This window comes from Celerinatantimonas marina, assembly GCF_046054165.1.
Taxonomy (GTDB): Bacteria; Pseudomonadota; Gammaproteobacteria; order Enterobacterales; family Celerinatantimonadaceae; genus Celerinatantimonas.
In genome coordinates this window covers 194,814-220,478 of record NZ_JBFNXK010000001.1, presented here as the reverse complement: position 1 = coordinate 220,478, position 25,665 = coordinate 194,814, and the positions used below count along the sequence as shown (strand labels likewise).

Annotated in this window: 23 protein-coding genes; 16 read left to right on the top strand and 7 right to left on the bottom strand. The window is 45.1% G+C overall.

Annotated features, from left to right (window positions below; translation table 11 throughout):
- Positions 1 to 749 precede the first annotated feature (749 nt).
- A complete protein-coding gene (locus tag ABUE20_RS01005) occupies positions 750 to 1,673 on the top strand; it encodes a hypothetical protein (protein ID WP_408617931.1) in 924 nt (307 codons plus the stop codon).
- A gap of 318 nt (positions 1,674 to 1,991) precedes the next feature.
- Here ABUE20_RS01005 and ABUE20_RS01000 read toward each other — a convergent pair whose 3' ends face one another.
- Together ABUE20_RS01000 and ABUE20_RS00995 are read right to left on the bottom strand one after the other, a co-directional pair.
- A complete protein-coding gene (locus ABUE20_RS01000; RefSeq protein ID WP_408617930.1) occupies positions 1,992 to 2,333 on the bottom strand; it encodes a hypothetical protein in 342 nt (113 codons plus the stop codon).
- On the bottom strand, positions 2,333 to 2,647 hold the full coding sequence (locus ABUE20_RS00995; protein ID WP_408617929.1) for a tlde1 domain-containing protein: 315 nt from the start codon (positions 2,645 to 2,647) through the stop codon (positions 2,333 to 2,335). Before ABUE20_RS00995 ends, ABUE20_RS01000 begins: the two co-directional genes overlap by 1 nt.
- Positions 2,648 to 3,803: 1,156 nt before the next feature.
- On the opposite strand from ABUE20_RS00995, the gene ppnP reads away from it, so the two are divergent.
- The 5 genes from ppnP to ABUE20_RS00970 all read left to right on the top strand — a co-directional run bounded on the left by ppnP (position 3,804) and on the right by ABUE20_RS00970 (position 7,494).
- Positions 3,804 to 4,085, top strand: coding sequence for a pyrimidine/purine nucleoside phosphorylase (ppnP, locus tag ABUE20_RS00990; RefSeq protein ID WP_408617928.1), 282 nt, complete (start codon positions 3,804 to 3,806; stop codon positions 4,083 to 4,085).
- A 345-nt stretch (positions 4,086 to 4,430) separates the two neighbouring features.
- Positions 4,431 to 4,859 carry a MarR family winged helix-turn-helix transcriptional regulator gene (locus ABUE20_RS00985; RefSeq protein WP_408617927.1) on the top strand — a complete coding sequence of 143 codons (429 nt, stop codon included), beginning with the start codon at positions 4,431 to 4,433 and terminating at the stop codon, positions 4,857 to 4,859.
- A gap of 4 nt (positions 4,860 to 4,863) precedes the next feature.
- Complete coding sequence (locus tag ABUE20_RS00980) at positions 4,864 to 5,700, top strand: alpha/beta fold hydrolase (RefSeq protein WP_408617926.1); 837 nt, start codon at positions 4,864 to 4,866, stop codon at positions 5,698 to 5,700.
- Between the two features lie 323 nt (positions 5,701 to 6,023).
- On the top strand, positions 6,024 to 6,857 hold the full coding sequence (locus tag ABUE20_RS00975; RefSeq protein WP_408617925.1) for an SUMF1/EgtB/PvdO family nonheme iron enzyme: 834 nt from the start codon (positions 6,024 to 6,026) through the stop codon (positions 6,855 to 6,857).
- A gap of 112 nt (positions 6,858 to 6,969) precedes the next feature.
- A complete protein-coding gene (locus ABUE20_RS00970; RefSeq protein WP_408617924.1) occupies positions 6,970 to 7,494 on the top strand; it encodes a carbapenem self-resistance protein CarG family protein in 525 nt (174 codons plus the stop codon).
- A 64-nt stretch (positions 7,495 to 7,558) separates the two neighbouring features.
- Here the strand turns inward: ABUE20_RS00970 and ABUE20_RS00965 are convergent, their stop codons facing one another.
- Positions 7,559 to 7,726: a hypothetical protein gene (locus ABUE20_RS00965; RefSeq protein WP_408617923.1), complete on the bottom strand. Its 168-nt coding sequence runs from the start codon at positions 7,724 to 7,726 to the stop codon at positions 7,559 to 7,561.
- Between the two features lie 80 nt (positions 7,727 to 7,806).
- Between ABUE20_RS00965 and rbsD the strand changes: the two genes are divergently transcribed.
- The 6 genes from rbsD (at position 7,807) to ABUE20_RS00935 (ending at position 13,754) form a co-directional block, all read left to right on the top strand.
- The gene (gene rbsD, locus ABUE20_RS00960) at positions 7,807 to 8,226 is read left to right on the top strand and encodes a D-ribose pyranase (protein WP_408617922.1); all 420 of its coding nucleotides are present in this window, start codon (positions 7,807 to 7,809) and stop codon (positions 8,224 to 8,226) included.
- Between the two features lie 40 nt (positions 8,227 to 8,266).
- Entirely contained in the window at positions 8,267 to 9,796 is a 1,530-nt protein-coding gene (gene rbsA / locus ABUE20_RS00955; RefSeq protein WP_408617921.1) for a ribose ABC transporter ATP-binding protein RbsA, read from the top strand.
- Positions 9,793 to 10,770 carry a ribose ABC transporter permease gene (gene rbsC / locus ABUE20_RS00950; RefSeq protein ID WP_408617920.1) on the top strand — a complete coding sequence of 326 codons (978 nt, stop codon included), beginning with the start codon at positions 9,793 to 9,795 and terminating at the stop codon, positions 10,768 to 10,770. The genes rbsA and rbsC overlap by 4 nt, the downstream gene beginning before the upstream one ends.
- Positions 10,771 to 10,818: 48 nt before the next feature.
- The gene (gene rbsB, locus ABUE20_RS00945; protein WP_408617919.1) at positions 10,819 to 11,694 is read left to right on the top strand and encodes a ribose ABC transporter substrate-binding protein RbsB; all 876 of its coding nucleotides are present in this window, start codon (positions 10,819 to 10,821) and stop codon (positions 11,692 to 11,694) included.
- Positions 11,695 to 11,809: 115 nt separating this feature from the next.
- Complete coding sequence (gene rbsK / locus ABUE20_RS00940; protein WP_408617918.1) at positions 11,810 to 12,742, top strand: ribokinase; 933 nt, start codon at positions 11,810 to 11,812, stop codon at positions 12,740 to 12,742.
- A 4-nt stretch (positions 12,743 to 12,746) separates the two neighbouring features.
- A complete protein-coding gene (locus ABUE20_RS00935; RefSeq protein WP_408617917.1) occupies positions 12,747 to 13,754 on the top strand; it encodes a substrate-binding domain-containing protein in 1,008 nt (335 codons plus the stop codon).
- A 29-nt stretch (positions 13,755 to 13,783) separates the two neighbouring features.
- On the opposite strand, the gene ABUE20_RS00930 is transcribed toward ABUE20_RS00935, so the two are convergent.
- Entirely contained in the window at positions 13,784 to 15,169 is a 1,386-nt protein-coding gene (locus tag ABUE20_RS00930) for an SLC13 family permease (RefSeq protein WP_408617916.1), read from the bottom strand.
- A gap of 74 nt (positions 15,170 to 15,243) precedes the next feature.
- On the opposite strand from ABUE20_RS00930, the gene ABUE20_RS00925 reads away from it, so the two are divergent.
- Positions 15,244 to 16,050, top strand: coding sequence for an AraC family transcriptional regulator (locus ABUE20_RS00925; protein ID WP_408617915.1), 807 nt, complete (start codon positions 15,244 to 15,246; stop codon positions 16,048 to 16,050).
- 118 nt (positions 16,051 to 16,168) lie between these two features.
- Here ABUE20_RS00925 and ABUE20_RS00920 read toward each other — a convergent pair whose 3' ends face one another.
- Together ABUE20_RS00920 and ABUE20_RS00915 are read right to left on the bottom strand one after the other, a co-directional pair.
- Positions 16,169 to 18,583, bottom strand: a complete 2,415-nt coding sequence (locus ABUE20_RS00920; RefSeq protein ID WP_408617914.1) for a putative inorganic carbon transporter subunit DabA — start codon at positions 18,581 to 18,583, stop codon at positions 16,169 to 16,171.
- Entirely contained in the window at positions 18,583 to 19,953 is a 1,371-nt protein-coding gene (locus ABUE20_RS00915) for an NADH-quinone oxidoreductase subunit L (protein ID WP_408617913.1), read from the bottom strand. Before ABUE20_RS00915 ends, ABUE20_RS00920 begins: the two co-directional genes overlap by 1 nt.
- A gap of 99 nt (positions 19,954 to 20,052) precedes the next feature.
- Here ABUE20_RS00915 and ABUE20_RS00910 point away from each other — a divergent pair, with 99 nt between their 5' ends.
- From ABUE20_RS00910 to ABUE20_RS00900, 3 genes are all read left to right on the top strand, one after another.
- The gene (locus ABUE20_RS00910) at positions 20,053 to 20,955 is read left to right on the top strand and encodes a LysR family transcriptional regulator (protein ID WP_408617912.1); all 903 of its coding nucleotides are present in this window, start codon (positions 20,053 to 20,055) and stop codon (positions 20,953 to 20,955) included.
- Between the two features lie 257 nt (positions 20,956 to 21,212).
- Complete coding sequence (locus ABUE20_RS00905; RefSeq protein ID WP_408617911.1) at positions 21,213 to 23,621, top strand: glycyl radical protein; 2,409 nt, start codon at positions 21,213 to 21,215, stop codon at positions 23,619 to 23,621.
- A gap of 71 nt (positions 23,622 to 23,692) precedes the next feature.
- Positions 23,693 to 24,622, top strand: coding sequence for a glycyl-radical enzyme activating protein (locus tag ABUE20_RS00900; protein WP_408617910.1), 930 nt, complete (start codon positions 23,693 to 23,695; stop codon positions 24,620 to 24,622).
- Here the strand turns inward: ABUE20_RS00900 and ABUE20_RS00895 are convergent.
- Positions 24,578 to 25,660, bottom strand: a complete 1,083-nt coding sequence (locus ABUE20_RS00895) for a helix-turn-helix domain-containing protein (RefSeq protein WP_408617909.1) — start codon at positions 25,658 to 25,660, stop codon at positions 24,578 to 24,580. The genes ABUE20_RS00900 and ABUE20_RS00895 overlap by 45 nt on opposite strands.
- Between the last annotated feature and the right edge of the window lie 5 nt (positions 25,661 to 25,665).

The window sequence follows — 25,665 nt, the reverse complement described above, 5'->3', positions numbered from 1 at the left end:
ATCTGCTGTCACTTCTGATTAATTTGAACTACTTTGAAAAGGAAGGCCAAAGAATCACTGCCGTGACTGAGTTTCTACGGTGGGTGTCCTAACTATAACCTGATGCATAAAAATAAAATAATAGGCCACCCACCTTATAAAGCCAGTATTCATGCGGTTCTTATGAAATTTAGAGGGAACAAAGTAACCGAAGGTATCATTCTGAATTTTGATCAATTTTGCAGGTTAATTTGCTACCACTACTGATTAATCTGAACTACTTTGAAAAGGAAAGCCAAAGAGTCCTATCATCACTGAGTTTATGTGGTGGGTCTCCTGATTATTAGTGTTTGCCAAGGCAACGGCGCCGCGAGCCATATTCAAATAACGCCCCCGCAGGTTTGGGGGCACAATAGCATTGCGCTACCTAGCTAATAGGTTATTTTATAATTAGAAACTCGATAAATATTGACGCTGCTGATGGAAAAAATAAACAGGCCACCCACCTTATAAAGCCAGTATTTATGCAGTTCTTATGAAGTTCAGAGGGAACATGGTAGCCGAGAGTATTGCCCTGAATTTTGATCAATTTTACCGGTTAATCTGCTGTCACTTCTGATTAATTTGAACTACTTTGAAAAGGAAGGCCAAGGAGTTCTATCATAACTGAGTTCATGTAGAGAGTGTCTTGATTATTCATTATCTCGCACAGTTAATTGGGAGTGGTGTGCTTTTCAGTATTTGAATTAACTATTAAATAAGGAAGCTATATGGGTGCAGATGAGTCAAATAGACGAATAAAGTTTGCTTATCAAATGGAACATTGGAGCTACGAAAAGGGTAATCCTGCATTACTCAAAGCTAATGCAAAGAAAATTATTCCGTCTGAATATAAAACTGATATGGATGGAAGCTTATTTTGCCCAGGTTGTTTTACTAATCTTAACCGGGTGCCAAAAGAAAAAGAGCATTTTACCAATGGGCGAGAAGCATATTTTGCGCATATTAAAACTTATAAAAACGTGAAATGCGATTTAAAGTCAATTAAACCAGAGGGTAAGAGGTACGAAAACTGGGAAGAAGCTAAGAAAGCAATCGATGATGAAAACTTGGTTATTATAAATAGTTTTCTAAAAAATAAACCTGAACCCAAAGAGGATCAATCTGTAATTTATGATGAAACTCCTGTAGAAGATCAGGTTGGACCAATAACAGAAGTAGCAATTGGTCGTCATAATGGCGAGACATTTGCCTTGCCTAGTAGGATCAAAACTGTAGCTGGTCTCTGCCGTAATTTTGACGAAAACTTATATAAATACTTCCACTTACCTGATAAGAAATATGCTATTCGACTTATAGACCTTTTTAAAAGTGTTAAAACAATTTCAGAAGAAACTGACATCCCAAGTTTTTATTACGGAAAAATTGTAAGCACAGCACATTTAGGTGAGTATAAAAGGCCAACTAACTTTAGAATGACTTTCCTTGAAAATAATGCAGAAGGTGTTTGTGATTTTTGTTTAAAGTCTCAAGATAAAGATCAAAAAGAACATGGCATTGATGATAATTCAGTTGGTCGCATATTAATTGTTTATGGCACAGTAAAACAAAATGGAACTGGCTTATGCTTCCAAGGTTTAGGCTGGGGAGAATTTAGTTTACTCCCTGAAAAATATAACCATTTGTTGGATTAAGCGCATAAAAAATATAAAAATAAATAGGCCACCCACCTTATAAAGCCAGTATTCATGCGGTTCTTATGAAATTTAGAGGGAACAAAGTAGCCGAGAGTATTGCTCTGAATTTTGATCAATTTTGCTGGTTAATCTGCTGTCACTTCTGATTAATTTGAACTACTTTGAAAAGCAAGGCCAAAGAATCACTGCCATGACTGAGTTTCTGAGGTGGGTGTCCTGGTTATTAGTGTTTGCCAAGGCAACGGCGCCGCGAGCCATATTCAAATAACGCCCCCGCAGGTTTGGGGGCACAATAGCATTGCGCTACCTACCTAGCTAATAGGTTATTTTATAATTAGAAACTCGATAAATATTGACGCTGCTGATGGAACACTCTTCGTCCGATGAGATGTTTTGAGTGATCAGATGGTACGCGTTACCTTTGTAATCAAAGAACGTAAAAAAATAGACATCAGTGTATTGGCCGCTTTCCAATTTTTCAGAGGCTAACAGTCTAAATTGGGTTTTATCGTCTACAATCAGTTTTTCAGCGACGATGTTTTTATCCTGCAACCAACTTTTTGCCATATTCATCGGCCAAGTATGGCAGGTAGTATCTAATTTGGCATAGGAGCAGAAGGTCGTAAAACATAGACATAGAAACAATAATTTTCTCATTATTCAACAACCTCTATTTCTCTTTCATTACTCATCCATATACTCTTTCTAACCCAGAATGGGAGAATTATGCAACCTTCAGAGGCTTGCCCCGGGTGGGCACGGCTATCGCCGTGAATCATAAATCCATCTCGGCCAAACATTATGTTACTAGCATTTGGTTGTAATCGTAAGGTATAGATGCCTGTGTGAGGGTGTTTAAAGGGGGTTCCGATAATTGTATATTTTCCTCTCGGGATAGGACCTGTACTTTTTATATTCTGCATTTCAGGGTTATTTTTTCCCCGACCTTGACCGGAATATCCTTCCGACATTTTTATTCCATTCCTACTAATGTAGTGATCTTTTTGATGATAAACCCACGTCATAAATGCCAATATTTTTTATGCTATAAATATATGAAGATGAATTGTAGACTTGTGAGTAGGTGTGTTGTTGATAAATACCACTATTATGTTTTTTATCATATTTTTGGATGTGTCGATAATTAAATTTGACCTATGTCAATAGGTCTAAATCCTGATGTATGTGAGGATATATGATTCTCATTTCAGTTATTTCTAGTTTTTATACAATTTTCAGAAGATATAAAAGAGATAATTTTTAGAAGAGTATGGAGTATTAATGTAAAATAATAGGCCACCCACCTTATAAAGCGAGTATTAATGCGGTTCCTATGAAGTTTAGAAGGAGCACGGTAGCCGAGAATTTTGATCAATTTTGCTGGTTAATCTGCTGTCACTACTGATTAATCTGAACTACTTTGAAAAGGAAGGCCAAAGAGTCCTACCATGACGGATTTTCTGCGGTGGGTGTCCTAATTATCTCGTAATGCTTTAATTTTTAGTGTGTTATTGCGCAGGATAAGCGGGGTGGTGTTTTTTTCTCGTGATCGGTTTTGGCTAGGTCTTGCGAAAATGATTCGGATAGCGTAAAAGCATAAGCCTGTCAGCGGGCTCAGCCTTATGACGTGTCGCGCCACTTGGGTAAGGCTAAGGGCAAAATAAATAGGCCACCCACCTTATAAAGCGAGTATTAATGCGGTTCCTATGAAGTTTAGAAGGAGCACAGTAGCCGAGAGTATTGCCCTGAATTTTGATCAATTTTGCTGGTTAATCTGCTGTCACTTCTGATTAATCTGAACTACTTTGAAAAGGAAGGCCAAAGAGTCCTACCATGACGGATTTTCTGCGGTGGGTGTCCTAATTATCTCGTAATGCTTTAATTTTTAGTATGTTATTGCGCAGGATAAGCGGAGTGGTGTTTTTTTCTCGTGATCGGTTTTGGCTAGGTCTTGCGAAAATGATTCGGATAGCGTAAAAGCATAAGCCTGTCAGCGGGCTCAGCCTTATGACGTGTCGCGCCACTTGGGTAAGGCTAAGTGAATATTTGGAGTGAGCGAGTCATTTTACTGAGTTGCAACGTCTTGGTGCACTTCATCATTTATAAAATCTCGAACAAGGGAGACGTATGATCAAAGAGAATAGTTATTTCGATGAGACGGTTAAATCTTTGGGTTTTGATCAGGATGGCCATTCAGTCACCGTTGGTGTGATGCTGGCTGGTGAATACACTTTTTCAACGGCTGCGCCGGAACGAATGACGGTTGTGAAAGGCCAACTGATTGTAAAATGTGCCGGGGAATCGGAATGGCACACATATAATAGTGGTGATCTGTTTGAAGTGGCTGGCAACTCTTCTTTTGATCTTAAAGTGAGTATCAATACAGCCTACCTGTGTGAATACCTCTAAAATTGGTTGAGCCAGAAACCTGCGATAAGGTTGTCTCGAAGGCGTGATCGCTCATCTCTTCGGGACCATCCATATTGAAGCCTTTATATAAAAAGTCACCCACCGAATGACGCTGGTTATAGTCTGAGTTACTTTTAACTGAGCCGTCTCTCTTCCCAATTAACGCCATCATAGACACACCATGATTGAACAGATAGGGACGGTTTATGGGGGGCGCTTCCTTTTCGTTGTTACCCGGTTTATTTCCTTATAAGCGTACTAGCTTACATCTACTTGCAAGATGTTTGACATCTCAAGTAATCATCCATAAACTTGAGTACTCAACTAGTTATCAAGGAATTCAGCGTGTCTGAAATTAGCGAAAGTGAGTTGGTGATTCATCTCATTGGTTTGCATAGTAAAATGCAGAAGCGGATGAGCCGTGCTCTCTCGGTACATGGTCTTGGGGTGAGCGAATATCTGGTCCTTCATCAATTATATACAGCGCCCACTCAAACTCTGCGACGTAGTGATTTAGCTGAGCTGGTCGGTTTGAGTCCATCGGGCGTTACGCGATTGATTAATCCGATGGAAAAAATGGGGTTAGTTCAAAAAGAGGAAAATCTTCGGGATGCTCGAGTGAGCCTGGTGACTTTATCGGCAGCCGGGAAGCAAATTTATGAAGAGGCACAGGTTTCATTTGCACATGTTGCGGCGGCTTTATTTGAGCCTTTAGGTGCAACCCCGCTGGGGACATTGGCTGAGTTGTTGCTAACTCTTACGAAGGGGAGTTAATCAAATGCAAACGCAACGTGACCGGCAAACGTTAATTGATCGGATTGGTATCCCGGTGACCCAAGCTAAGGTCCGGGTGGGGTCGGTGAATAGTGCCTATTTATCCGCCGGTCGCGGTGATCCTGTTATTTGTCTGCATGGCGGTGGGGCGGGAGCCGTAACTTGGTATCCATCCATCGCTCCGTTGGCAGAATATTTTCAGGTGATCGCCCCGGATATCGTGGGGTATGGCGAGTCGGATAAGCCCGATGCCGCTTATGATAAAGCTTATTTTGCATCTTGGCTTAAGCAGTTTTTAGCGGCGCAAGGGATCGCCCGAGCGCATATCGTCGGATTATCTCAAGGTGGAGCAATTGCGCTGCAATTCGCGCTCGATTATCCGCAGATGGTCGATAAACTCATTGTGGTTGATTCTGGTGCGCTAGGAGCAAAGCCGCCTAGGATGGCTCTTGTGGGGATGCTTTGGTTGAACATTTTGCCCTCTGCTCTGGCCAATCGTTTCTTTTCTCGCTATATCTTGTTCAATCCAGCTCATCGCGATGAGGCGCATGGTCGTTATTCTGTGGCAGTGTTGAAGCGTAAGGGCGGGAAAAAAGCGTTCACCCAAGGTCGTGGTGCGGCGGTTTCTGCGTTACCAGAGAGGGTTCTTCGTGGGATCCAACATAAAACATTGGTGGTTTGGGGGGAAAATGATCAGCTGTTTCCGCTTGAATTTGGCGCTAAGGCTGCGGCGATCATGCCAAATGCTCAATTTGTGAGTATCAAAGATGCCGGGCATCTTCCGCTGATGGATCAGCCTGCTGTTTTTAACCGGATTATAGTGAATTTTCTATTAAATTAAATTTAAGCGGTTTATGTCGTGGCTATTTAATATGATGGGATGAACTATCTTAATTTCTGGTATAGGAGCAATTGAATAGCGGGTGCATTTTAAATCATGCTTTATTTGACGTAATTGCAGTCATGTTCGACGCTGTTATTAAAAATAGTTTATACGGAACCGCATTATTTATCATTGGAATTGTTTGATTAGAATGTGACTTAGTTTTTAAACGATTTTAATCGTTATTTTTCACCTTGAATGAATTTTTCTTGACGAGTACAAAGTCTATCTTTTACTGTGTTGCCTTTTTGATTATTTTATTTAGTAGAGGTTATTCGTTGATGCGAGTGTTTTTATGTCTGTGTATTTATCTGACTAGCTTTTTTGCTTTTTCATCAACAGATGATATCCCACGAATAAAAGAAATACTTGTTCAGTCGGGGGATTATTATGTTGGTGGTGTGTTTGGTCAACAGCCCTATCAAGAACACCCTAATGTGACAGTGAAATCATATTATATGATGCAGACTGAAGTGACCCATGTGTTGTTTCACCGCGTCACAAGCTGGGCGATTAAACAGAAACTAGTTCAGGGAAAGCTCAATCAGCACCTGCATCAGGAAGAGTCAAATATCGCGGTTGCCAGTGTGTCGTGGTGGGATGCGATTATTTTTGCCAATATGATGAGCCGTTATTATCATCTATCGCCTTATTATTTAGATCAGTCGCAGCAACCGATCTTTAAGCGGCCTAAAAATGGGGTTGTTATCGTGAATGCGGCGGCTTCTGGGTACCGTCTTCCGAGTGTTGTTGAGTGGCAAATTGCCGCACGAGGCGGCCGGCCTGCATTGCTACATCAAACGTATGGGACATTGTTTGCTGGATCGAATCAGCGAGATGCGGTGGGGTGGTTCCCAACTGATGACCTGTCTCAAAAAGAAGTGCCGCATATCGTTGGGCAGAAAAAACCGAATGAACTTCATTTATTTGATATGTCGGGGAATGTGGCCGAATGGACCGGTGAGTTATTTAAGTTAGAAGGTAACAACGATCTTTATTTTTACTGTGGAGGAAGTTTTATGCTGGTTGATGACTCTTTGGCAAGTTGCGATATCCATTCCCGTGGTCATAAACGCCCCGATTTAGGTTTCCGATTAGTGAGAAATGCTGCTTAGCTTGAAATCTTCTTCAAATGAACAGAGCTGAATGAAGTTAAATTCGGCCTGTTTATGATCTATGGTTATTATTCAAATGAGTATACCAGTGTACTTTCAAGGTTTTTAATCCATGAAACATCTATGTTTGCTAATTCTGATGTTCAGTTCTTTTCATGTTGATGCCACTGCGCGCTTTACTGAATTAAATTATGGGCCGAATCATTTAGATTTAAACTCAGATGGTATGGCAGATGTTGTCTTTTATTCGAACTTTGATAATAACACCTCGCATCCTGATCCGGCGCTCTCGGTTTATATTAAAAATCATGATGCAACTTATTCTATTGTCCCGATACCTTCAGGTGATCGATTTACGCTATTCGGTGTGAATGTCTCTGTTTCAAATGTTTTACTCAGGAGTTTTGGTTTGATCCATACGTCTAAGGGGGTGTATCTGGTCATTTCAATAAAAACTGGGAATTCACCTCACTTAAATCAATTTTTTAAATTTAGGCTTTACCGTATTGAAAGCAATACGGCTTATCCCGGGGTTCCGCTTTATAGCTGGGTCAAACAAGGGGAAAAAACAAGTAAAAATCAATATATGTCAGCCGATGAGGCAATCCGCGAGTGTTTGCAAACATGTTTTGAGTAGGCAATATCCCGTGCGGTTTCATGAGTGAATGACATTGCATCACGAGGTTTTTTAGTTTAAAAGGTCAACAGCCCCTAGATAACCATTCCTTTTTAAAATTGATTGTAATCTGTTTTTTATCATCAGTGACTCCGGTCACTAATTCATGGTCGTGATCCCCATCGTTACCGATCCAACTCACATTCTTAGCGCCACTCTGGTGCAAAGTCGAGGGTTGTTCTTTATGATCCATCGAAACGTTTCGATGGGATTTCCAACCTGTTCTTACATGTGACTCATCGGTTTTAAACAACAGCTTTGAAGGTGGATGTGATGAAAAAAACAGCACTGCTGAATGCCGAGTTATCTCATCTGGTAGCGACGCTTGGGCATACGGATGAATACACGATTTGTGATGCGGGTCTGCCGATCCCGGAGTGTGTCCAACGGATTGATTTGGCATTAACCCACGGGATCCCGGCATTTATCGATGTCGTGAAAACCTTGCTGTCAGAATCGCAGATTGAAGGGGTGATTATGGCTGAAGAGTTTCCTAAAGTCAGTCCGGATCTACACGCGCAGGTGATGGCGTTGTTACAGGCAGAAGAGCAGCGCTGCGGTAAAACGTTTACGCTGAGTTATGTGCCCCATGAAGCCTTTAAGCAGCGTACTCATCAGAGTCGGGCGATTGTTCGTACCGGTGAATGTACTGGTTTCGCCAATGTGATTTTTCAGGCTGGTGTGGTGTTTTAATGGGAAACGCAAGTGAGCCGACCCAATTGGAGGAGATGTTATGACTTCGCCTGTTCTGGCCTTAACGGATATTGATAAATCATTTCCGGGCGTGAAAGCGCTGAATAAGGCAAGCCTCGCCGTTTATCCCGGAAAAGTGATGGCTTTGATTGGGGAAAATGGCGCGGGTAAATCGACACTGATGAAAGTGTTGACGGGTATCTATCAAAAAGATGCCGGTAGCATTGAGTATCAGGGATTATCGGTCAAATTTAAGGGCCCTCGGGAATCCCAAATGGCAGGGATTAGTATTATCCATCAGGAACTTAATCTGATCCCTGAACTAACGATTGCAGAAAATATCTTTTTAGGACGTGAGATTGTTTCGCCATTGGGACGTATCCAGTGGAAACAGATGTATCAAGAGGCCGATAAGTTGCTGGCTCGGCTCAATGTGACCCGCAGTTCCAGTACGCTACTGGGCGAGTTGAGCTTAGGTGAGCAGCAAATGGTCGAAATTGCCAAAGCACTTTCGTTTAACTCCAAGGTCATCATCATGGATGAACCGACCGATGCACTGACCGATACGGAGACCCACTCTCTGTTTAAGGTGATCAATGAGCTGCGCGATAAAGGAACCGGTATTGTTTACATCTCACATCGCTTAAAAGAGATTTTTGAGATTTGCGACGATATTACCGTGCTGCGGGATGGCAATTTTATCGGCCAATGCAAAGTCAGTGATATCGATGAAGACGGGTTGATCGAAATGATGGTGGGGCGTCGGTTGGATGAGCAATACCCTCGGGTACAGGTTCCGCAGAGCCAGGTTTGCTTGCAGGTTGAAGAGCTATCCGGTGCGGGGATTGATCACATCAGCTTTAAGTTACATCACGGTGAAATTTTAGGGATCTCGGGGTTGATGGGGGCAGGGCGTACCGAGTTGATGAAGATGATCTACGGTGCGCTGCCTAAAACACATGGTCAAATCCGCTTGGATGGACAGCTCATTGAAACGCGTACACCTCAGGATGGGCTCAAGGCGGGGATTGCCTATATCTCAGAAGATCGTAAGGGGGATGGTCTGATTTTGGGGTTGTCGGTCAAAGAGAATATGTCCCTATGTTCACTGAAATTATTAAGTAAAGGTATGCAGATCCATCATAGTGAAGAGCAGTTGGCGGTGGATGATTTCATTAACCTGTTCAATATCAAAACCCCGAAGCGAGAGCAGATTATTGGCAATCTCTCCGGGGGAAATCAGCAGAAGGTGGCGATCGCTAAAGGGTTGATGACTCGCCCCAAAGTGCTGATTCTGGATGAGCCCACTCGCGGGGTGGACGTGGGTGCCAAAAAAGAGATCTATCAACTGATTAATAAATTTAAAACTGAAGGGATGAGTATCATCCTAGTGTCATCAGAAATGCCGGAAGTTTTGGGCATGAGTGACCGTATTCTGGTGATGCATGAAGGCCGTATTAGTGGCGAATTTAATGCCGATGAGGCGAACCAAGAAAACTTATTGGCCTGTGCCGTAGGCCGGAGCAGTGCGATTGTCGCCGATAATGTAATAAATGAGGAACCAGCATGAGTACCCAAAATCAATCGACATCGGTAAAACCCAGAAAATGGCTCAGTAAAGAGCGGCTGGTTGAACAAAAATCACTGGTTGCACTGTTGCTGCTGGTTGTGGTGGTCTCATTTTTGAATCCAAACTTTTTCACGGTAGAAAATTTACTGAACATTCTGCGTCAGACTTCCGTGAATGCCATCATCGCAGTTGGGATGACACTCGTTATTCTGACCGCAGGGATCGACTTGAGTGTTGGCTCGGTGCTGGCGCTTTCCGGTGCGTTTGCGGCGACGATGATCGCATTGGAAATACCGGTGATGATTGCGGTGCCAGTGGCTTTGCTCGCTGGGGCGTTGCTGGGGGCTGTGAGCGGTGTGATTATCGCTAAAGGCAAAGTGCAGGCCTTTATTGCGACCTTGGTCACCATGACCTTGCTGCGCGGAGTCACGATGGTTTATACCGATGGCCGACCTATTTCGGTTGGGTTTACCGATACGGCCGATGCGTTTGCGTGGTTTGGTACGGGGTATGTGTTCGGTATTCCGGTTCCAGTCTGGTTGATGGTCGTGGTTTTTGCCGGCGCTTGGTATCTGCTGACGCAGACTCGTTTTGGGCGCTATGTTTATGCGCTGGGGGGCAATGAATCGGCGACTCGGTTATCCGGGATTAATGTCGACCGAGTCAAAATTGGTGTGTATGCCATCTGTGGTCTGTTGTCTGCGCTCGCGGGGATTATCGTGACGTCTCGATTATCGTCTGCACAGCCGACTGCGGGGATGGGGTATGAGTTAGACGCTATCGCAGCCGTTGTGCTGGGTGGCACCAGTCTGATGGGAGGTAAAGGTAAAATTATGGGCACGCTGATAGGCGCCCTGATTATTGGATTTTTGAACAATGCTCTGAACTTGCTGGATGTATCGTCCTATTACCAAATGATCGCAAAAGCCATTGTGATTTTGGCAGCGGTATTGGTGGACAACAAAAACAAATAACTGTGTGTCTGGCATGGACCAGACCGACCCTACAAAAGGACCGTAATTATGAAAAAACTGGCAACTTTAATTTCAGCGGCACTGGTCAGTTCACTGGTGTCAGTGGCGGCACAGGCCCAGGAAAATATCGCAATTGTGCTCTCGACTTTGAATAACCCGTTCTTCGTGACGATGAAAGAAGGCGCTGAGGCGAAAGCTAAAGAATTAGGTTACAACCTGATTGTGCTCGACTCGCAAAATGACCCGAGCAAAGAACTTTCAAATGTTGAAGATCTGACGGTTCGTGGCGTCAAAGCGATTTTAATCAATCCAACGGATTCCGATGCGGTGTCGAATGCGATCCGTTTGGCTAATCGTTCCAAAATCCCGGTATTGACGTTGGATCGCGGAGCCAGTCATGGGAAAGTTGTGGCGCATATTGCCTCAGATAACGTCGCCGGTGGTGAAATGGCTGGTAAATTTATCGAAGAGAAAGTTGGTGAGAATGCCAAAGTGATCCAGTTGGAAGGGATTGCCGGAACTTCAGCGGCTCGGGAACGGGGAAAAGGCTTCATGCAGGAAGTTAATCATTCCAAAATGCAGTTGTTGGCGAGCCAGCCGGCGGATTTCGACCGGACTAAAGGTTTAAATGTGATGGAAAATCTGTTGGCAGCGCATCCAGATGTGCAAGCGGTATTTGCCCAGAACGATGAAATGGCATTGGGGGCATTACGTGCGGTTCAGGCTTCCGGTAAAAAAGTTTTGATCGTTGGTTTTGATGGCACTAAAGATGGTATGGCAGCGGTTAAACGTGGCAAACTAGGCGCTACGATTGCGCAGCAACCCTATCTCATCGGAGCATTGGGTGTTGAAACCGCAGACAAAGTGTTAAAAGGCGAAACCGTGGCAAAATCAATTCCAGTTCCACTGAAAATTGTTAAATAATCCGGTTCATTGCAAATTCTGCCCCGAGTTTCACGAGGCAGAATTTGTATCTTCGCGTGTCATCATCAATGAATTGAATGATCAAAGGGTTCCGTTTTCGGCGAGATAAATTGATATGAATAGGTTAGTTGTATTAGGTAGTGTTAATGCGGATCATGTGCTGCAGGTCCCTCGATTCCCTCGGCCCGGAGAAACCCTGCATGGCCATAATTATCAGGTGATCCCCGGAGGTAAAGGCGCGAATCAGGCGGTTGCGGCAGCGCGGTTGAATGCCGATATTGGCTTTATTGCTTGCGTGGGGGATGATGCTTTTGGCATTGGGATCCGGAACAGTTTTGCTGATGATGGGATGGCTATCGAGAGTGTCCGTATTGAACAATGTTGTCCAACCGGGATTGCGATGATCCAAGTTTCTGATGAAGGAGAAAATACTATCTGTATTGCTCCGGAAGCGAACGCTCATCTAAATGCACAAGTTGTGGCGACTTATCAGTCCCTGATCCAGCAAGCCGACTATTTGCTCATGCAGTTGGAAACGCCTCTGGATGGCGTGATTGAGGCTGCTGTATTAGCCAAACAGGCCAATACGCAAGTGATCCTTAATCCGGCTCCGGCCCGAGCACTTCCTCGTGAGTTGCTGGCCCATGTGGATATCATTACCCCGAATGAAACCGAAGCCGAGGTTTTAACGGGGATTGCGGTGACCGATGAAGTCTCGGCAGGTCAGGCGGCCAGTGCTTTGCATGATCTCGGCATTCAAGTGGTGATGATTACTCTTGGTGCGCGTGGCGTCTGGGTCAGTGAGAATCGAAAAGGGCGATTGATTGCCGGGTTCCGGGTTCAGGCTACCGATACCACTGCCGCAGGGGATACCTTTAATGGTGCATTGGTCACCGGGCTTTTGGAACAGATGTCACTGGATTCTGCGATTCGTTTTGCTCATGCGGCTGCCGCGATTTCGGTCACTCGTTTTGGGGCGCAAACGTCCATTCCTCATCGCGATGAGGTGGATGAATTTCTTCGTGCGCAAGCCTCAATAAGGAGTTGATATTGTGGCGACCATGAAAGATATCGCTAGACTGGCGGGAGTCTCGACATCTACGGTGAGTCATGTCATCAACCAGACTCGGTTTGTTAGTGAGGAGATCGCAACACGAGTCAATGCAGCGGCTAAGACGCTAAATTATACCCCTTCTGCGCTGGCTCGAAGTCTGAAAATGAATCGAACCAAAACGCTGGGAATGTTGGTCACCACCTCAATGAATCCATTTTTTGGTGAGGTGGTCAAAGGGGTTGAGCGGAGTTGTTATCATCAAGGCTACAACCTGATCCTCTGCAACACGGAGGGGGATAGTGAGCGAATGCGCGCCTCTATTGATACGCTATTGCAAAAGCGTGTGGATGGTTTGATGTTAATGTGTACCGCTGCTGAAGGCGAAACGTTAACTGAATTCGAGCGTTATCCGGATATTCCGGTTGTGGTGATGGATTGGGGGCCCACGGTTGCGATCAGCGATAAAATTTTGGATAACTCCTATCGCGGTGGTTATATGGCGACTCAGTACCTAATCCAGAAAGGGCACCGTGATATCGGTTGTGTAACAGGGCCTTTGTCGCAGTATCAGGCTTTGAGTCGTTATCAGGGGTTCCAACAGGCTTTAGCGGATGCTAAATTGCCTGAAAACAAAGCCTGGGTGATCGAATCCAATTTTGAATGTGAAGGGGGTTATGCGGCATTTAAGCAGCTGCTGGCATCGGGATCACTGCCTACAGCACTGTTTGTCGGCAATGATATGATGGCGATGGGAATGATCAGTGCTGCAAATGAACTGGAAATTAAAATCCCGGAACAGTTGTCTCTGATTGGTTATGATGATATCCGCATCGCTCAGTTTATGACGCCTCCGCTGACCACGATCCATCAGCCGAAATATCGGCTGGGTAAAGCCGCTGTTGAAGCGTTGCTAGTAAAATTGCAAAACCCGCATAGTGAACCGCAAATCATTCAACTGGAACCCACGTTAGTGGAACGTCAGAGTGTGTTGGATTTACAGTCATAATCGATGGGTGTTTCTCTGATAAGCGGTGATTAGAACATGCCTAAGAATTTCCACCACACATAATCCATCGGTGCAAAAACCAGTAATGTGATCAGGGCTACTGGAATGGTAATTTTCATCACGTGTCCTAACTTTTCTTGAGACAGCTGCATTCCGACTGTTAAAGGGCCTGACTGAAAGGGAAATAACACAGTCGAAAAACCAATGACTTGGGTCATCAAAACGGTGGTTAAACTTAAACCGGTAATGTGTGATAACTGCTGGGCCATCGGTGTTAATACGGCTGGAACCCCGGGTAGGGTGGTGACAATGCCGGTGATAAATGACATGACACATAATGAAATAAAATTAGTGAAATCAGCACCTTTGGTTAACGGTAAAATATGGATCAGCCACTGTGCAATCACATATCCCAAACCGGTATATTTCATGACGGCGCTGAGCCCAAGAATACCGGCAATAAATAGTAATAAACCAAAATTAATGCTCTTTTGAAATTGAGCCGGATCGATTAATTTCATGCCTGGGAGCATCAATAGACTTGAGGCAACCAATCCAATCCAGGCTGGGCTGATATGATGAATCGAATCGGTCATCCACAAGCATAAAGTAATCAGCAAAATGCCGCTGATCCAGTAGCGTTTACGCTGGTTTTCTCCCAAATCTGTTGATGTTTGGTTCGTCATTTTTGCAAGATGGGGCACTGGTTTATCGTGAAATAAAAAGACGATTAATCCAGTGATAACGATGCTTTTGGCAATGCCAAGGAGCGGGTAGTGCAATAACAGATAATGGGCATACGTAAAATTCAAGCCGTACAGGGTCTGTGCAGCACCGGTTAATACAATATTAGGGACATTTGCCGGTAAAATTGCAAAACTTGGAACATGACAGCCAAAAGTTAAGGCTAGCGCTATGCCGGTTCGGCCTTTGGTTCCGGGGGCAAATCCCACTTGATCGGCTAATGCCAAACCAATCGGAACCATTAAGACGGCCCGGCCCAGTGACGAAGGCATTAAAAATCCTAGCGCCATTGTAAATAGCATCATTCCGGAGATTAAGGCAACATAACTGTGAGCAAAGTAGCATTGAAAAATCCGACTAATTTGGTAACTCAGTCCTACATTTTTAATCGCAGCCGCCATAATGAACCCGGAAAATACCAGCCAGATGGCCGCTGATGAAAAACCAGAAAAAACGGTTTCTGGAGGAGCGATTTTAAAGATCAGTAAACATGAAAAGAAGATAAGGCTGGTCAGATAATTAGGAATAATTCCCGTTCCCCATAAGCTGAGAACTAAAACGACTAAACCAAATGTTTGTGATTGTTGCGTTGTCATGCCTTGAAAAGGCAACCATGAAATGGTCGCTGCAAACAGAAAGACAATGACGACAAATATTTTTTTATAAGACATAAAGTGACGCTATTTCGATCAGGCTCTTTGGGTACTATTCTAATTTTTCACCGAAAATAAGAAATATCGATATCATGACAAAATATACTGAGAATCCGACATTAACTCGTGGCCCAAGTCCGGGTCACATCGACGATCCTGAGCAGAATATTATTGTCCATAGTAAAAAATTTAGTTCTGGAGAATTAAGCCGACCCGCACATTCTCATCCCCGAGCGCAGTTGGTTTGGTCCAATCAAGGCATTATGAAGGTAACCGTTCCGGGAGCACAATGGTTAGTTCCTCCCAGCCATGCTATTTGGGTTCCGGGGGGAATGGAACACGAGATGACGGCCAATACCGAGGTATTAACCTGCTTTATTTTTGTGGATCAAAGAGCCAGTGATTCAATGCCAAACCGGTGTACGGTGTTGCATATGACGCCATTGATGCAACAGTTGTTGATCCATTTTTTAAACTTGTCGACGCCCCATGGTTCCAAACAACGTTTACAGCGATTGTCTTGGGTGATTATGGATGAATTGGCTGAACTGGATGAAACGCCGTTGGATTTGCCGGACGGACAAAGTGAACGTTTTAAGCCAATTACCCATTACTTAGTACAGAATCAAACGAAAAACCCGACTTTGAGTCAACTAGCGAGTGAATTTGCATTAGGGGACAGGACTCTGGAACGCCTGTTTAAAAAAGAAACAGGGCTTACTTTTTCAGAGTGGAATCAACGGCTCAAATTCATCCGGGCGATCGAGCTGCTAAATGAGCATAAAAGCAGTTTTGAGATTGCCGCTCAATTGGGTTATCGCTCTGCTAGTGCCTTTACTGCTGCCTTTAAAAAACAATTTGGAACAACACCGCAGCTGTATATGAAATCATTTATTTGAACGAAAACGGAATCTGAAGCCTCAAGGCCCCACACTTAGTCGCTGATAGAGACCTCTGTGGTGGATACCTTGTTTTTATCGCTGTTTTTATCGAATGGCACATTATGGCTCGTCTTCATTAAACGGTTAACCATTGATGCTGTTGATAGCGACTGATTTGCTGGCTTTCGTCAATGTGATAGAGAAATAACCAACCGTTATTGACCAGTGAGGCAACATCTTCATGACGAGCCATAATGGCTTCGATAGCTGTTTTAGGTGCTTGAATATAGGCACTTAATCGAATCGGTTGGTGGCGATATTGCTGCCCATCATGCACGGACTGTTGAGATAAACCAATGCGCAGGTCTCCGCCATTGCCTTCGAATACGCCAATATGTCCTCCGACCACATTATGCAGCAGTTTGTTGCCACTGCCATATTTATCGGGTAGTGCGACGGATGCGTAATACTGTAAGTTAATCCAGTTCATCACCAGCAATGGGGCGGTCATAATTTTTTCCAGTTGAGAAAACTGCGGATCCTGGCTGACATGATATTCATGCAGGAAGGCTCTCCCGCCAAAATCGAGACGCCGTGTGAGTGCCCGAGGTGCAATAAAAACAGCCGCATTATTACATAATCCCCATTCCGGACGCATTTGGGCCCAGTTAGTGGCTCGTTGTTTGAAGAATCGTTTCACTTCAGTTTCCGATGGCACATTGGCGTAACCAAATTGTTTCGCACGTTTTAGTCGAGCTGCTTGGCAGGCCTGTTCGATCTGTGCTCGCCACGGCGCTTGAGGTGCATCGAATATGAGAATTTCGTCAATCGTCGTGTTATGCATGGCGGCATAAAATTGGGTATCGTCAGGAATGGTGACCTTAAACTGGGACATTTGGGCCCGCACATCCCGATCATTCAGTAGTGAGGCCAGTACTTTAACGTTCACTTCCCCGGTTTGGCCGCCACAGGCTCCACAGTCGAGGCTGGATGCGGTGTGATTGTTACACGTTTGGCTTCCATGTCCGGTGAGTAGCACAACTTTGGCCAAGCGATCTTTGATGCCCATTGCTTGGATTATCCCGGCCGCTAGCTCCGCTTTTTCAGTGATTGTTAACGGTTTTTCATTGCGCTTGAGTTCCCATTTTTCATTGGGTCGGGCATCTTTGTTGACCGGATTTTTGCTTCCTTGTTGTAAAACGGCACGTTTAAACAGACTCACAAGTTTAAGTAGGCCACTTGCTTCAATCATCCCTAAGTTTGACGATGGTTTTTCCAAGCTACTTTGCCAGCCCAATTGGGTGAGCCGAATCCAGCGTTCTGGTTGTAAACGTGTCTGTTGAGCAATCAATGAGGGGGCCATTAAACCGGGTAATTGGGGGCGAGTAATGCTGCCATCTTGAGTTTGATAGGCCATTGGAATGCCGAAAAAGCCCGCAAAGCCAAGGGTTTCGATCTCGGGGCTTTGTGCCTCAAGAGCACGGCGCATCGGTTCTGAACGAACGTCGATACAGAACACGGCCTGAATTTTGGGGCGGGGTTGCTCCGGTGCAGGTGTTGTCTGTTGCAGTTGTTTTGCCCAAGGCATTTGTACACTCAGTTCTAATGCGCGTTGCCAGGCCCAAAGTGGCTGCAGTTGTTGGGCCGCTTGTTCATAGAGGCTGTTAATTCTTAAAGCTTGATGATGCAAAATTTGATTCAACAAGGTTGCAATATTGGGATGGTGTTGCTGTAACCAGCGCATCAGCACTTGATCCCAAGTTAATAAAATAGCGAGTAACCCTAGGGTATGGGGCATCTGGAGCTGTTGCTGATTAAGTCCGGCTTGCCAATCGAGCCATGACTGCCAACCGGCCCAACCCGAAAGTTGCTGCAGGCATGCACGCATATACGCTTCGGCTCCGTCATGGTTATCCCATATCGGTTGCCAGAAGGGTTCCAGTTCAATAAATAACTCAGAAATGGTCGTCGGCATGGCGCGGAAGTCATGGAGTAGATCGACACCTAGCAGCGTTTTAATGCCTTTATCTCGGGTGACTACTTCCAACCAACTTTGATAAAGGTGCTCACCATTTTTACCATTAGCATCGAAGCGTTCAGGATATTTATGATAGAGCGCGATGAATTGGCTGACCTGCGCGATAATTTCTTGTTCCCAACTGTGCCCTTGTGGTGAGGGAATTGCCTCATCCATGAGCATGGCCAAAGTTTTCCAACGCGTGTGCAAGGGGCTTTCGCGCTGGAGATCTTCTTCTAATTGAGGCACGGTGAAGGGTAATTGCAGTTGCTCCAAAGCCCGCTGAAGATGTTCTGGTTGGATTTGCTGTCGCCACAGGCTGCGATAATAGCTGCGGGGCATTAATCCGGTTTGCCCTGTGAGTACCGCTTGTTCAGCAAAAGTGCGTTCAATCGGGGCATGTCGCTGTGGCCACCAAGGGTTGACGGCAACGGCTTGATCCAAAGGCCAAGCGGGGGCAATGGAGGCCGCTGCTAATTTAGCAATGGGCCAGGCAGGTACTCGTTTTTTCGAAGTGACCGTGTTGCTTTTCATCAGGATTTAACCTCCGAGTTCAGAGAAAGATGCGCATGCTGTAGTTTCAGTAGCGATTGGCTTGGCCATAGTTTTAGTGTTAAACGCGTGGCCCATTCATCGAGATAGGCTCCGGCGTTAAGCCAAATAAATAATCGTTTGACCCAACGAATGTGAGGCCAGTATTGCAAAGCTATAGAGAACGCAAACAAAGCGATGAACAACATGGCCACCCAAGTATCGGCCGCATGATCCAGCGGTGCATCAAGGCCCATCAATACCATGAGATGATGTTTAGCTGTGGTATAAAAGGTTAGCAGGGCGCAGGCCACGATTAAGGTGATCAAAATCCGCACCGGGCTGGCTCTATCCCAGCGAGTCACACTAGGAAGAATTAAAGCCGACAGGGCAAATAGCACGAGCATGGTGGCTGCTAGACTCTGGGTCACGGTAAACTGCCACTGAGCCATGCTGAGAATCGTCATAGCTAAAACCAGAGCAAAGACCCAATGACGGACTTTGGGCTGGCATTCCCCGCTGAGTTGGGTCGACAGATAGCTATTGACCGTGCTGCCACTGTTCAGGAAGGAATACGCTTTATAGAAGGAGTGGGCAAAGAGATGTAGTAATGCCATTTCATAGAGGCCTAAAGCGATTTCAACCAGCATTAATCCCATTTGGGAGCTGGTTGACCAAGCTAGTTTGACCTTGATACTGATGCGAGTGGTGGATACGAGCCCCGCAATGACAGTGCTGATCCCCGCCCAAACAATTAAGAGCCAACAGGCCGCTGAGCTGGCCGCTAGCACTGGCGCGAAAAAGAGCAATAAGATCCCACCTAGGTTCACAATCCCCGCATGTAGCAGTGCTGAAACGGGGGTGGGGGCTTCGACAACTTGGATCAACCAGCCATGGATCGGGAGCTGAGCACATTTAATAAGCGCCACCAGCGCCAGTAGTACGGCAGTGATATGAATATCCAAATGGGAACCCGCAGTGGGAACTTGCTTGATGATGGCGCTGATATAAGGTGTTTGAAAGTGAAGATAGAGTAACAGTAGAGCAACTCCCAGAAGCAGTTCACTTAAACGAGCCAATAGAAATTTTTTATGAGCTGCAAGCTGAGCCCGGGGACGTTGCGGATAGAATAAAATTAGTCGATGCAGTGAAAGACTCACGCTAATCCATGCCGCCCAGAATAACAGCATATGATTGCTGATAATTACCATCACCACTGCGGCAATCGTCATCATTAAAGCGCGCAGAAATCGTCCGCGATCCGCTTGTCCACTGAATGCAACCCAGCTATAGCGAAATATAGTAAAGCCTAGAATAGCGACTAAGCCGAGGAGCATCAGCTTAAGTGGCGTGATTAAAAACAGGGAAAACATGACCGACCTCACATTTCAAAAGATAGTGGCTATTGTGAGACGAGGTTAATGTTAAGTAAAATATATAATAATTAATCAATCATTCTTTTTTATAGAACAATGAGCCGACTTAATTATCATCACCTTTATTATTTTTGGCAGGTCGCCAAACTGGGGAATCTGACGCAGACTGCGCAGAAATTACATATTTCACAATCGGCCCTCTCTTCGCAGATCAAACAGCTTGAGCAAGCGCTGGATGTTCAGTTATTTATGCGTAAGGGGCGGTCATTGGTATTAACTGAGAGCGGTTATCATGCTTTGAATTATGCCGATGAGATCTTCAAAAATGGTGAGGAGCTGGAAAATTTACTCACCAGTGGTGAAACTTTGCCGGGAGCGACTATTCGGATTGGAATGCTATCGACGATATCCCGGAACTTCATTGAACAGTTTATTCAACCTTTGATAAAACAGAACGATTGCCGGTACACCTTACAATCGATGAGTCAGACCGGGCTTTTAAATGCACTTTCTGAGCTGCAGATCGATATTGCATTAACTAATATTCCGGTTCGAGGTTCTAATAAACAGAGTTGGCAGAGTCGTTCGTTAGCGCGACAAGCGGTGGCTATTATTGGTCAGCCGGGCTTAGCGCTCTCTGCTGAATTAGATGATAGCTATCGAGAGCAGCGTTGGGTGCTCCCTTATGGCGAAAACCCACTGCGAGCTGCATTTGACGCCTTTGCTGCTCAGTATGAGTTGCAACCGGAGGTCGTGGCAGAATCAGATGATATGGCAATGCTACGATTGTTAACTCGGGATACCGGAGCTCTAGCGGTGATGCCAGATGTTGTGGTGAAGGATGAGTTGGATCAGGGAATATTAAAACGCTACCTGTTGCTGCCGAATGTCTATGAGAATTTTTATGCGGTGACGGTGAAACGTCGCGTAGTGCATCCGAAATTGGATATGCTGATCCGGCCTTTTTTGGATCTCAGTGCGCCAACCAGCGGAGCCTGATGGTGGATCGACCATTGTGCTGATGGGTTAGAGATAGCATTTTTTTGTCATGAATCGAGATGGTGCACAAATTTATGCTAGTACTGGACAAAACATTTTGGCAAGGCTCGCTTACGATTAAATCATAAGAGTAAAAAGGTCATCACTGACGGGTTAAGGGTAGATATATCTTCAAGTTTGTAGAATGTATGTAGCGATGGATCCCACTCGCACTGATGGCTCTTCGATTTTTTGATTAATCTTTGAGGAGCAAGACTATGTTAGCAAAAGGCTTTTCTCAACCGACTGATCGTGTACTGCGCTTGAAAAAAACAATTCTTAGCGCAACCCCTTATGTCGAATCGGAACGGACGGTGTTAGCCACTCAGGCTTATAAAGAGAGCGAAGGGCTGCCGGTCATCATGCGCCGGGCTCATTTGGTGAAAACAGTGTTTGAACAGTTACCTGTCACTATTCGTCCGGATGAGTTGATTGTAGGAGCAACAACTAAGCATCCCCGTTCGACCCTGATTTGTCCGGAATTTTCCTTTGATTGGGTCGAAAAAGAGTTCGATACCATGGACGCACGTGTTGCTGACCCGTTTGTGATCCCAAAAGAAACGGCAGCCGAGCTGCATGAAGCGTTTAAATATTGGCCAGGTAAAACCACCAGTGATTTGGCGGCTTCATATATGTCACCAGAAACCCGTAGCAGTATGGCCCATGGTGTGTTTACCGTTGGAAATTACTTCTATGGTGGGATTGGCCACGTCTGTGTCGATTATGGCAAAATCCTGAAAATCGGTTTTCAGGGTGTGATTGATGAAGTGCAATTAGCGATGAGCCGACTGGATCGTAGCGATCCTAGTTACATTAAAAAAGACCAATTCTATCAGGCAGTCATTATCAGTTATCAGGCTGCTATTCGTTTTGCCCACCGTTATGCCGACAAAGCGCATGAATTAAGTGAGCAGGAAACTAATCCAACCCGAAAAAGTGAACTCTTACAGATTGAACAAAATTGTCGCCATGTTCCGCAATATGGTGCCAGTAATTTCTGGCAAGCTTGCCAGAGCTTCTGGTTCGTTCAATGTATGATCCAGATTGAATCAAGCGGTCATTCAATTTCTCCGGGACGGTTCGATCAGTACATGTACCCTTATTACCGTGATGATCAGTCGATTAGCCATGAACAGGCGCAGGAGCTGGTGGATTGCTGTTGGATTAAACTCAACGATATCAATAAAACCCGAGATGAAGTTTCGGCGCAGGCCTTTGCGGGCTATGCCGTTTTCCAAAATCTTTGTGTCGGCGGGCAGACTCCAGAAGGGCTCGATGCCACTAATGACATGAGTTATATGTGTATGGAAGCGACCGCTCATGTGCAGATGCCACAACCTTCATTTTCAATCCGGGTTTGGCAGGATACCCCTGAAGAGTTTTTATTCCGAGCTAGTGAACTGGTTCGATTAGGTCTTGGTGTGCCCGCGATGTATAACGATGAAGTGGTTATTCCATCACTGCAAAATCGAGGCGTGTCGCTGGAAGATGCTCGGGATTACTGCATTATTGGCTGTGTGGAACCTCAGGCACCGCATAAAACGGATGGTTGGCATGACGCCGCATTTTTCAATGTGGCTAAAGTATTGGAAATTACCCTCAATAATGGGCGGATCGGAACTGAGCAGTTTGGCCCGGCAACCGGTGAAATGACCTCGTTTAAAGATATTGAAGCTCTCTTTAGCGCCTTCCAGAAACAGATGTCGTATTTTGTGTATCAATTGGCTGAAGCTTGTAACTGTGTGGATTTAGCGCATAAAGAACGCTGCCCATTACCTTTCTTATCGGCGATGGTCGATGATTGTATTGGCCGTGGTTTAACAGTGCAGGAAGGCGGTGCTATTTATAACTTTACCGGCCCTCAGGCATTCGGTATTGCCGATAGTGGTGATTCGATCTATGCCATGCAAAAACATGTCTTCGATGAACATCAGGTCTCGTTAACTCAGTTGCAAGAAGCCTTGGCCGCCAACTTTGGTCATCCTGTCGGCGATAAAGGTGATAGCCGTCAGGGCATTTTAAATGTATTTGATGAAGTGCGTTATATCATGGAAAACACCCCATGCTATGGCAATGATGTTGATGACGTGGATATGCTGGCACGGCGTTGTGCTTTGATTTATTGCAAAGAAGTCGAAAAATATAAAAACCAGCGGGGTGGTCAGTTCCAAGCCGGGATTTATCCGGTATCGGCCAACGTGCTGTTTGGTAAAGATGTTATGGCAATGCCGGATGGCCGTTTAGCGAAACAACCGCTTGCCGATGGGGTTTCACCGCGTCAGGGCAAAGACACCTTAGGTCCGACTGCTGCGGCCAATTCGGTGGCTAAACTCGATCATTTTATCGCTTCCAATGGGACTTTATACAATCAGAAATTCCTGCCATCGGCTTTGGAAGGTGATAAAGGATTGATGAATTTTACCCACTTGGTGCGCAGTTACTTTGACCACAAAGGGATGCATGTTCAGTTTAATGTGGTCGATCATCAGACGCTACGTGAAGCTCAGCAGCATCCAGAGGAACATCAAGATCTGGTAGTCCGAGTCGCGGGTTACAGTGCTCAGTTTGTGGTGCTTGCCAAAGAGGTTCAGGACGACATTATTAGCCGAACCGAACAACATTTCTAATTGAAATTAATCCAAAACTCAGGGGGAAACCCTTGAGTTTTTCATTTTGATTTGGCTTTTAGGAGCGCAATATGACGGTTGATGACGATATCCGTTATGAAACTCGCGGCGTCATTTTTAATATTCAACGCTATTCATTGCATGATGGTCCTGGGATCCGGTCGATTCCTTTTTTCAAAGGATGTCCGCTTGCGTGTCAGTGGTGCTGCAACCCAGAATCACAGCATCCTTATCCTGAAATTGAATACAATGCCATGAAGTGTTTGCACTGTGGCCGTTGTGTGTCGGCTTGTCCTAAACAGGCGATTGATTTAAATAATCCAGTGCATGTAGATCGGAGCCTTTGTAATCAATGTGGCGAATGTGCCAAAGTCTGCCCTACGAATGCCTTAGAGATGAAAGGGCGCGAAGTGAGTGTGGCGGAAGTGATCGCTGAACTGGCGAAAGATAGTGTGCAATATCGGCGATCAAATGGGGGGATTACGCTATCGGGCGGGGAAGCGTTAATGCAGAGTGATTTTGCTTGTGAATTGCTCAAAGCTTGTCAGTCCAAAGGGTGGCATACGGCGATAGAAACGACTGGTTGCGGAGCATCCCGTACCACAATCCAGAAAGTATTTCGTTATGTCGATTTAGCACTGGTTGATGTCAAAATGATCAATTCCGATTTGCATCAAGAGTTTACCGGGCGAGATAATCGAAAATTGCTGGAGAATATCAGATTGATAGCCTCTTTAACCGAGACGATTGTGCGAGTGCCCGTGATCCCCGGGGTCAATGATAATGCAACGGCGCTTTCAGAAATTATCGATTTCACTCGAACATTAGCAGGGGTTAAGGCAATTCATCTATTGCCTTATCATAGTTATGGTGAAAATAAGTATCAGTTGTTAGGTCTCGATTATCGGTTGGCTGATCGAAATACGCTACCCGAGACATTGATGACTGAGCTCAAATCACAAGTTGAAGCGGCCGGATTCAGTTGTGAAGTCGGCGGATAGCGATGGCGGTGATGTTTGTCGTGATCGTTCTCGATATTCTAAAGGGCGGATGCCTGAATATTGTTTGAAGATCCGGCTAAAGTAGTTGGCATCCTGATAATTTAAATCCAGTGCAATATGTTGAATGGATAGATCGCTAAATTCTAGGAGTGATTTGGCCACTTTAAGGCGTCGCTCACTGACATAGTGAGTAAATTTCATTCCACATTCTTTTTTAAACATACGGCTTAGATAACAAGGGCTAACGTAAGCATGCGTTGCGGTGTCTTCAAGGGTAATCGCGTGAAATAGATGGGTATCGATATATGTTTTAGCCCGCTGCATAAAGGCCTTGGATTCAATCAATGGATCGCTTTGGGTATTTGCAGCCAGTTGAATATTAAGCGCGAAAAGCCCTTTGAGATATGACACATAGCTATGACTGTTGAGTCCTGTTTTGCCAAATTGTTCGAGTCGTTTGGCCAGTTCTGCCGAGAGCGGGCCGTTTTGGGGGCCGGCGAGCTGCGAATCCAGCGCGTGTAGCAGGTCTATAATTGCGGTGGAAGTTGGGGGGCGCATGGCACCTTCCAACTGCTCTAGCATAAAATCATTCCAGTCGATCAAATCATGCTCGATAAGCCGTTTTTGCAGTTGGGTTAGGCGTGTATCCTCTGAGGCTAACTGCTGAGTATTTACCTCCAGATATTTTTGGAGCGTTTCAATGAGTAGCTGTGTTTTCACCGGTTTGAGCAGATAATCATCGATTTTAAGATTGATCATTTGGCGCATTAACGCAAAATCATCATTGGCGGTAATGACGATCACTTTGGCTGGAAGCTGCTGTGCCCGTAACTGTTTAATAATGTCGACACCACTAGGGCGAGGAATATTGATATCGACCAATACCATATTTAAATCGGGCCGGTCATTCAGCACCTGCATGGCTTCACGCCCTGTGCTTGCAAGAAGGATCTCTGCATGATGAAACGTGGTGGTAATTATTTTTTTTAGTGATTGTAATTCAATCGGTTCATCTTCAATGATCAAAAATTTAAACATAGGCG

What these genes read in the sequence shown, in the direction of transcription:
- ABUE20_RS01005 (WP_408617931.1), top strand. Translation starts at nt 750, where the DNA reads ATGGGTGCAGATGAGTCAAATAGACGAATAAAGTTTGCTTATCAAATG.
- ABUE20_RS01000 (WP_408617930.1), bottom strand. Translation starts at nt 2,333, where the DNA reads ATGAGAAAATTATTGTTTCTATGTCTATGTTTTACGACCTTCTGCTCC.
- ABUE20_RS00995 (WP_408617929.1), bottom strand. Translation starts at nt 2,647, where the DNA reads ATGTCGGAAGGATATTCCGGTCAAGGTCGGGGAAAAAATAACCCTGAA.
- ppnP (WP_408617928.1), top strand. Translation starts at nt 3,804, where the DNA reads ATGATCAAAGAGAATAGTTATTTCGATGAGACGGTTAAATCTTTGGGT.
- ABUE20_RS00980 (WP_408617926.1), top strand. Translation starts at nt 4,864, where the DNA reads ATGCAAACGCAACGTGACCGGCAAACGTTAATTGATCGGATTGGTATC.
- ABUE20_RS00975 (WP_408617925.1), top strand. Translation starts at nt 6,024, where the DNA reads ATGCGAGTGTTTTTATGTCTGTGTATTTATCTGACTAGCTTTTTTGCT.
- ABUE20_RS00970 (WP_408617924.1), top strand. Translation starts at nt 6,970, where the DNA reads ATGAAACATCTATGTTTGCTAATTCTGATGTTCAGTTCTTTTCATGTT.
- ABUE20_RS00965 (WP_408617923.1), bottom strand. Translation starts at nt 7,726, where the DNA reads ATGGATCATAAAGAACAACCCTCGACTTTGCACCAGAGTGGCGCTAAG.
- rbsD (WP_408617922.1), top strand. Translation starts at nt 7,807, where the DNA reads ATGAAAAAAACAGCACTGCTGAATGCCGAGTTATCTCATCTGGTAGCG.
- rbsA (WP_408617921.1), top strand. Translation starts at nt 8,267, where the DNA reads ATGACTTCGCCTGTTCTGGCCTTAACGGATATTGATAAATCATTTCCG.
- rbsC (WP_408617920.1), top strand. Translation starts at nt 9,793, where the DNA reads ATGAGTACCCAAAATCAATCGACATCGGTAAAACCCAGAAAATGGCTC.
- rbsB (WP_408617919.1), top strand. Translation starts at nt 10,819, where the DNA reads ATGAAAAAACTGGCAACTTTAATTTCAGCGGCACTGGTCAGTTCACTG.
- rbsK (WP_408617918.1), top strand. Translation starts at nt 11,810, where the DNA reads ATGAATAGGTTAGTTGTATTAGGTAGTGTTAATGCGGATCATGTGCTG.
- ABUE20_RS00930 (WP_408617916.1), bottom strand. Translation starts at nt 15,169, where the DNA reads ATGTCTTATAAAAAAATATTTGTCGTCATTGTCTTTCTGTTTGCAGCG.
- ABUE20_RS00925 (WP_408617915.1), top strand. Translation starts at nt 15,244, where the DNA reads ATGACAAAATATACTGAGAATCCGACATTAACTCGTGGCCCAAGTCCG.
- ABUE20_RS00920 (WP_408617914.1), bottom strand. Translation starts at nt 18,583, where the DNA reads ATGAAAAGCAACACGGTCACTTCGAAAAAACGAGTACCTGCCTGGCCC.
- ABUE20_RS00915 (WP_408617913.1), bottom strand. Translation starts at nt 19,953, where the DNA reads ATGTTTTCCCTGTTTTTAATCACGCCACTTAAGCTGATGCTCCTCGGC.
- ABUE20_RS00910 (WP_408617912.1), top strand. Translation starts at nt 20,053, where the DNA reads ATGAGCCGACTTAATTATCATCACCTTTATTATTTTTGGCAGGTCGCC.
- ABUE20_RS00905 (WP_408617911.1), top strand. Translation starts at nt 21,213, where the DNA reads ATGTTAGCAAAAGGCTTTTCTCAACCGACTGATCGTGTACTGCGCTTG.
- ABUE20_RS00900 (WP_408617910.1), top strand. Translation starts at nt 23,693, where the DNA reads ATGACGGTTGATGACGATATCCGTTATGAAACTCGCGGCGTCATTTTT.
- ABUE20_RS00895 (WP_408617909.1), bottom strand. Translation starts at nt 25,660, where the DNA reads ATGTTTAAATTTTTGATCATTGAAGATGAACCGATTGAATTACAATCA.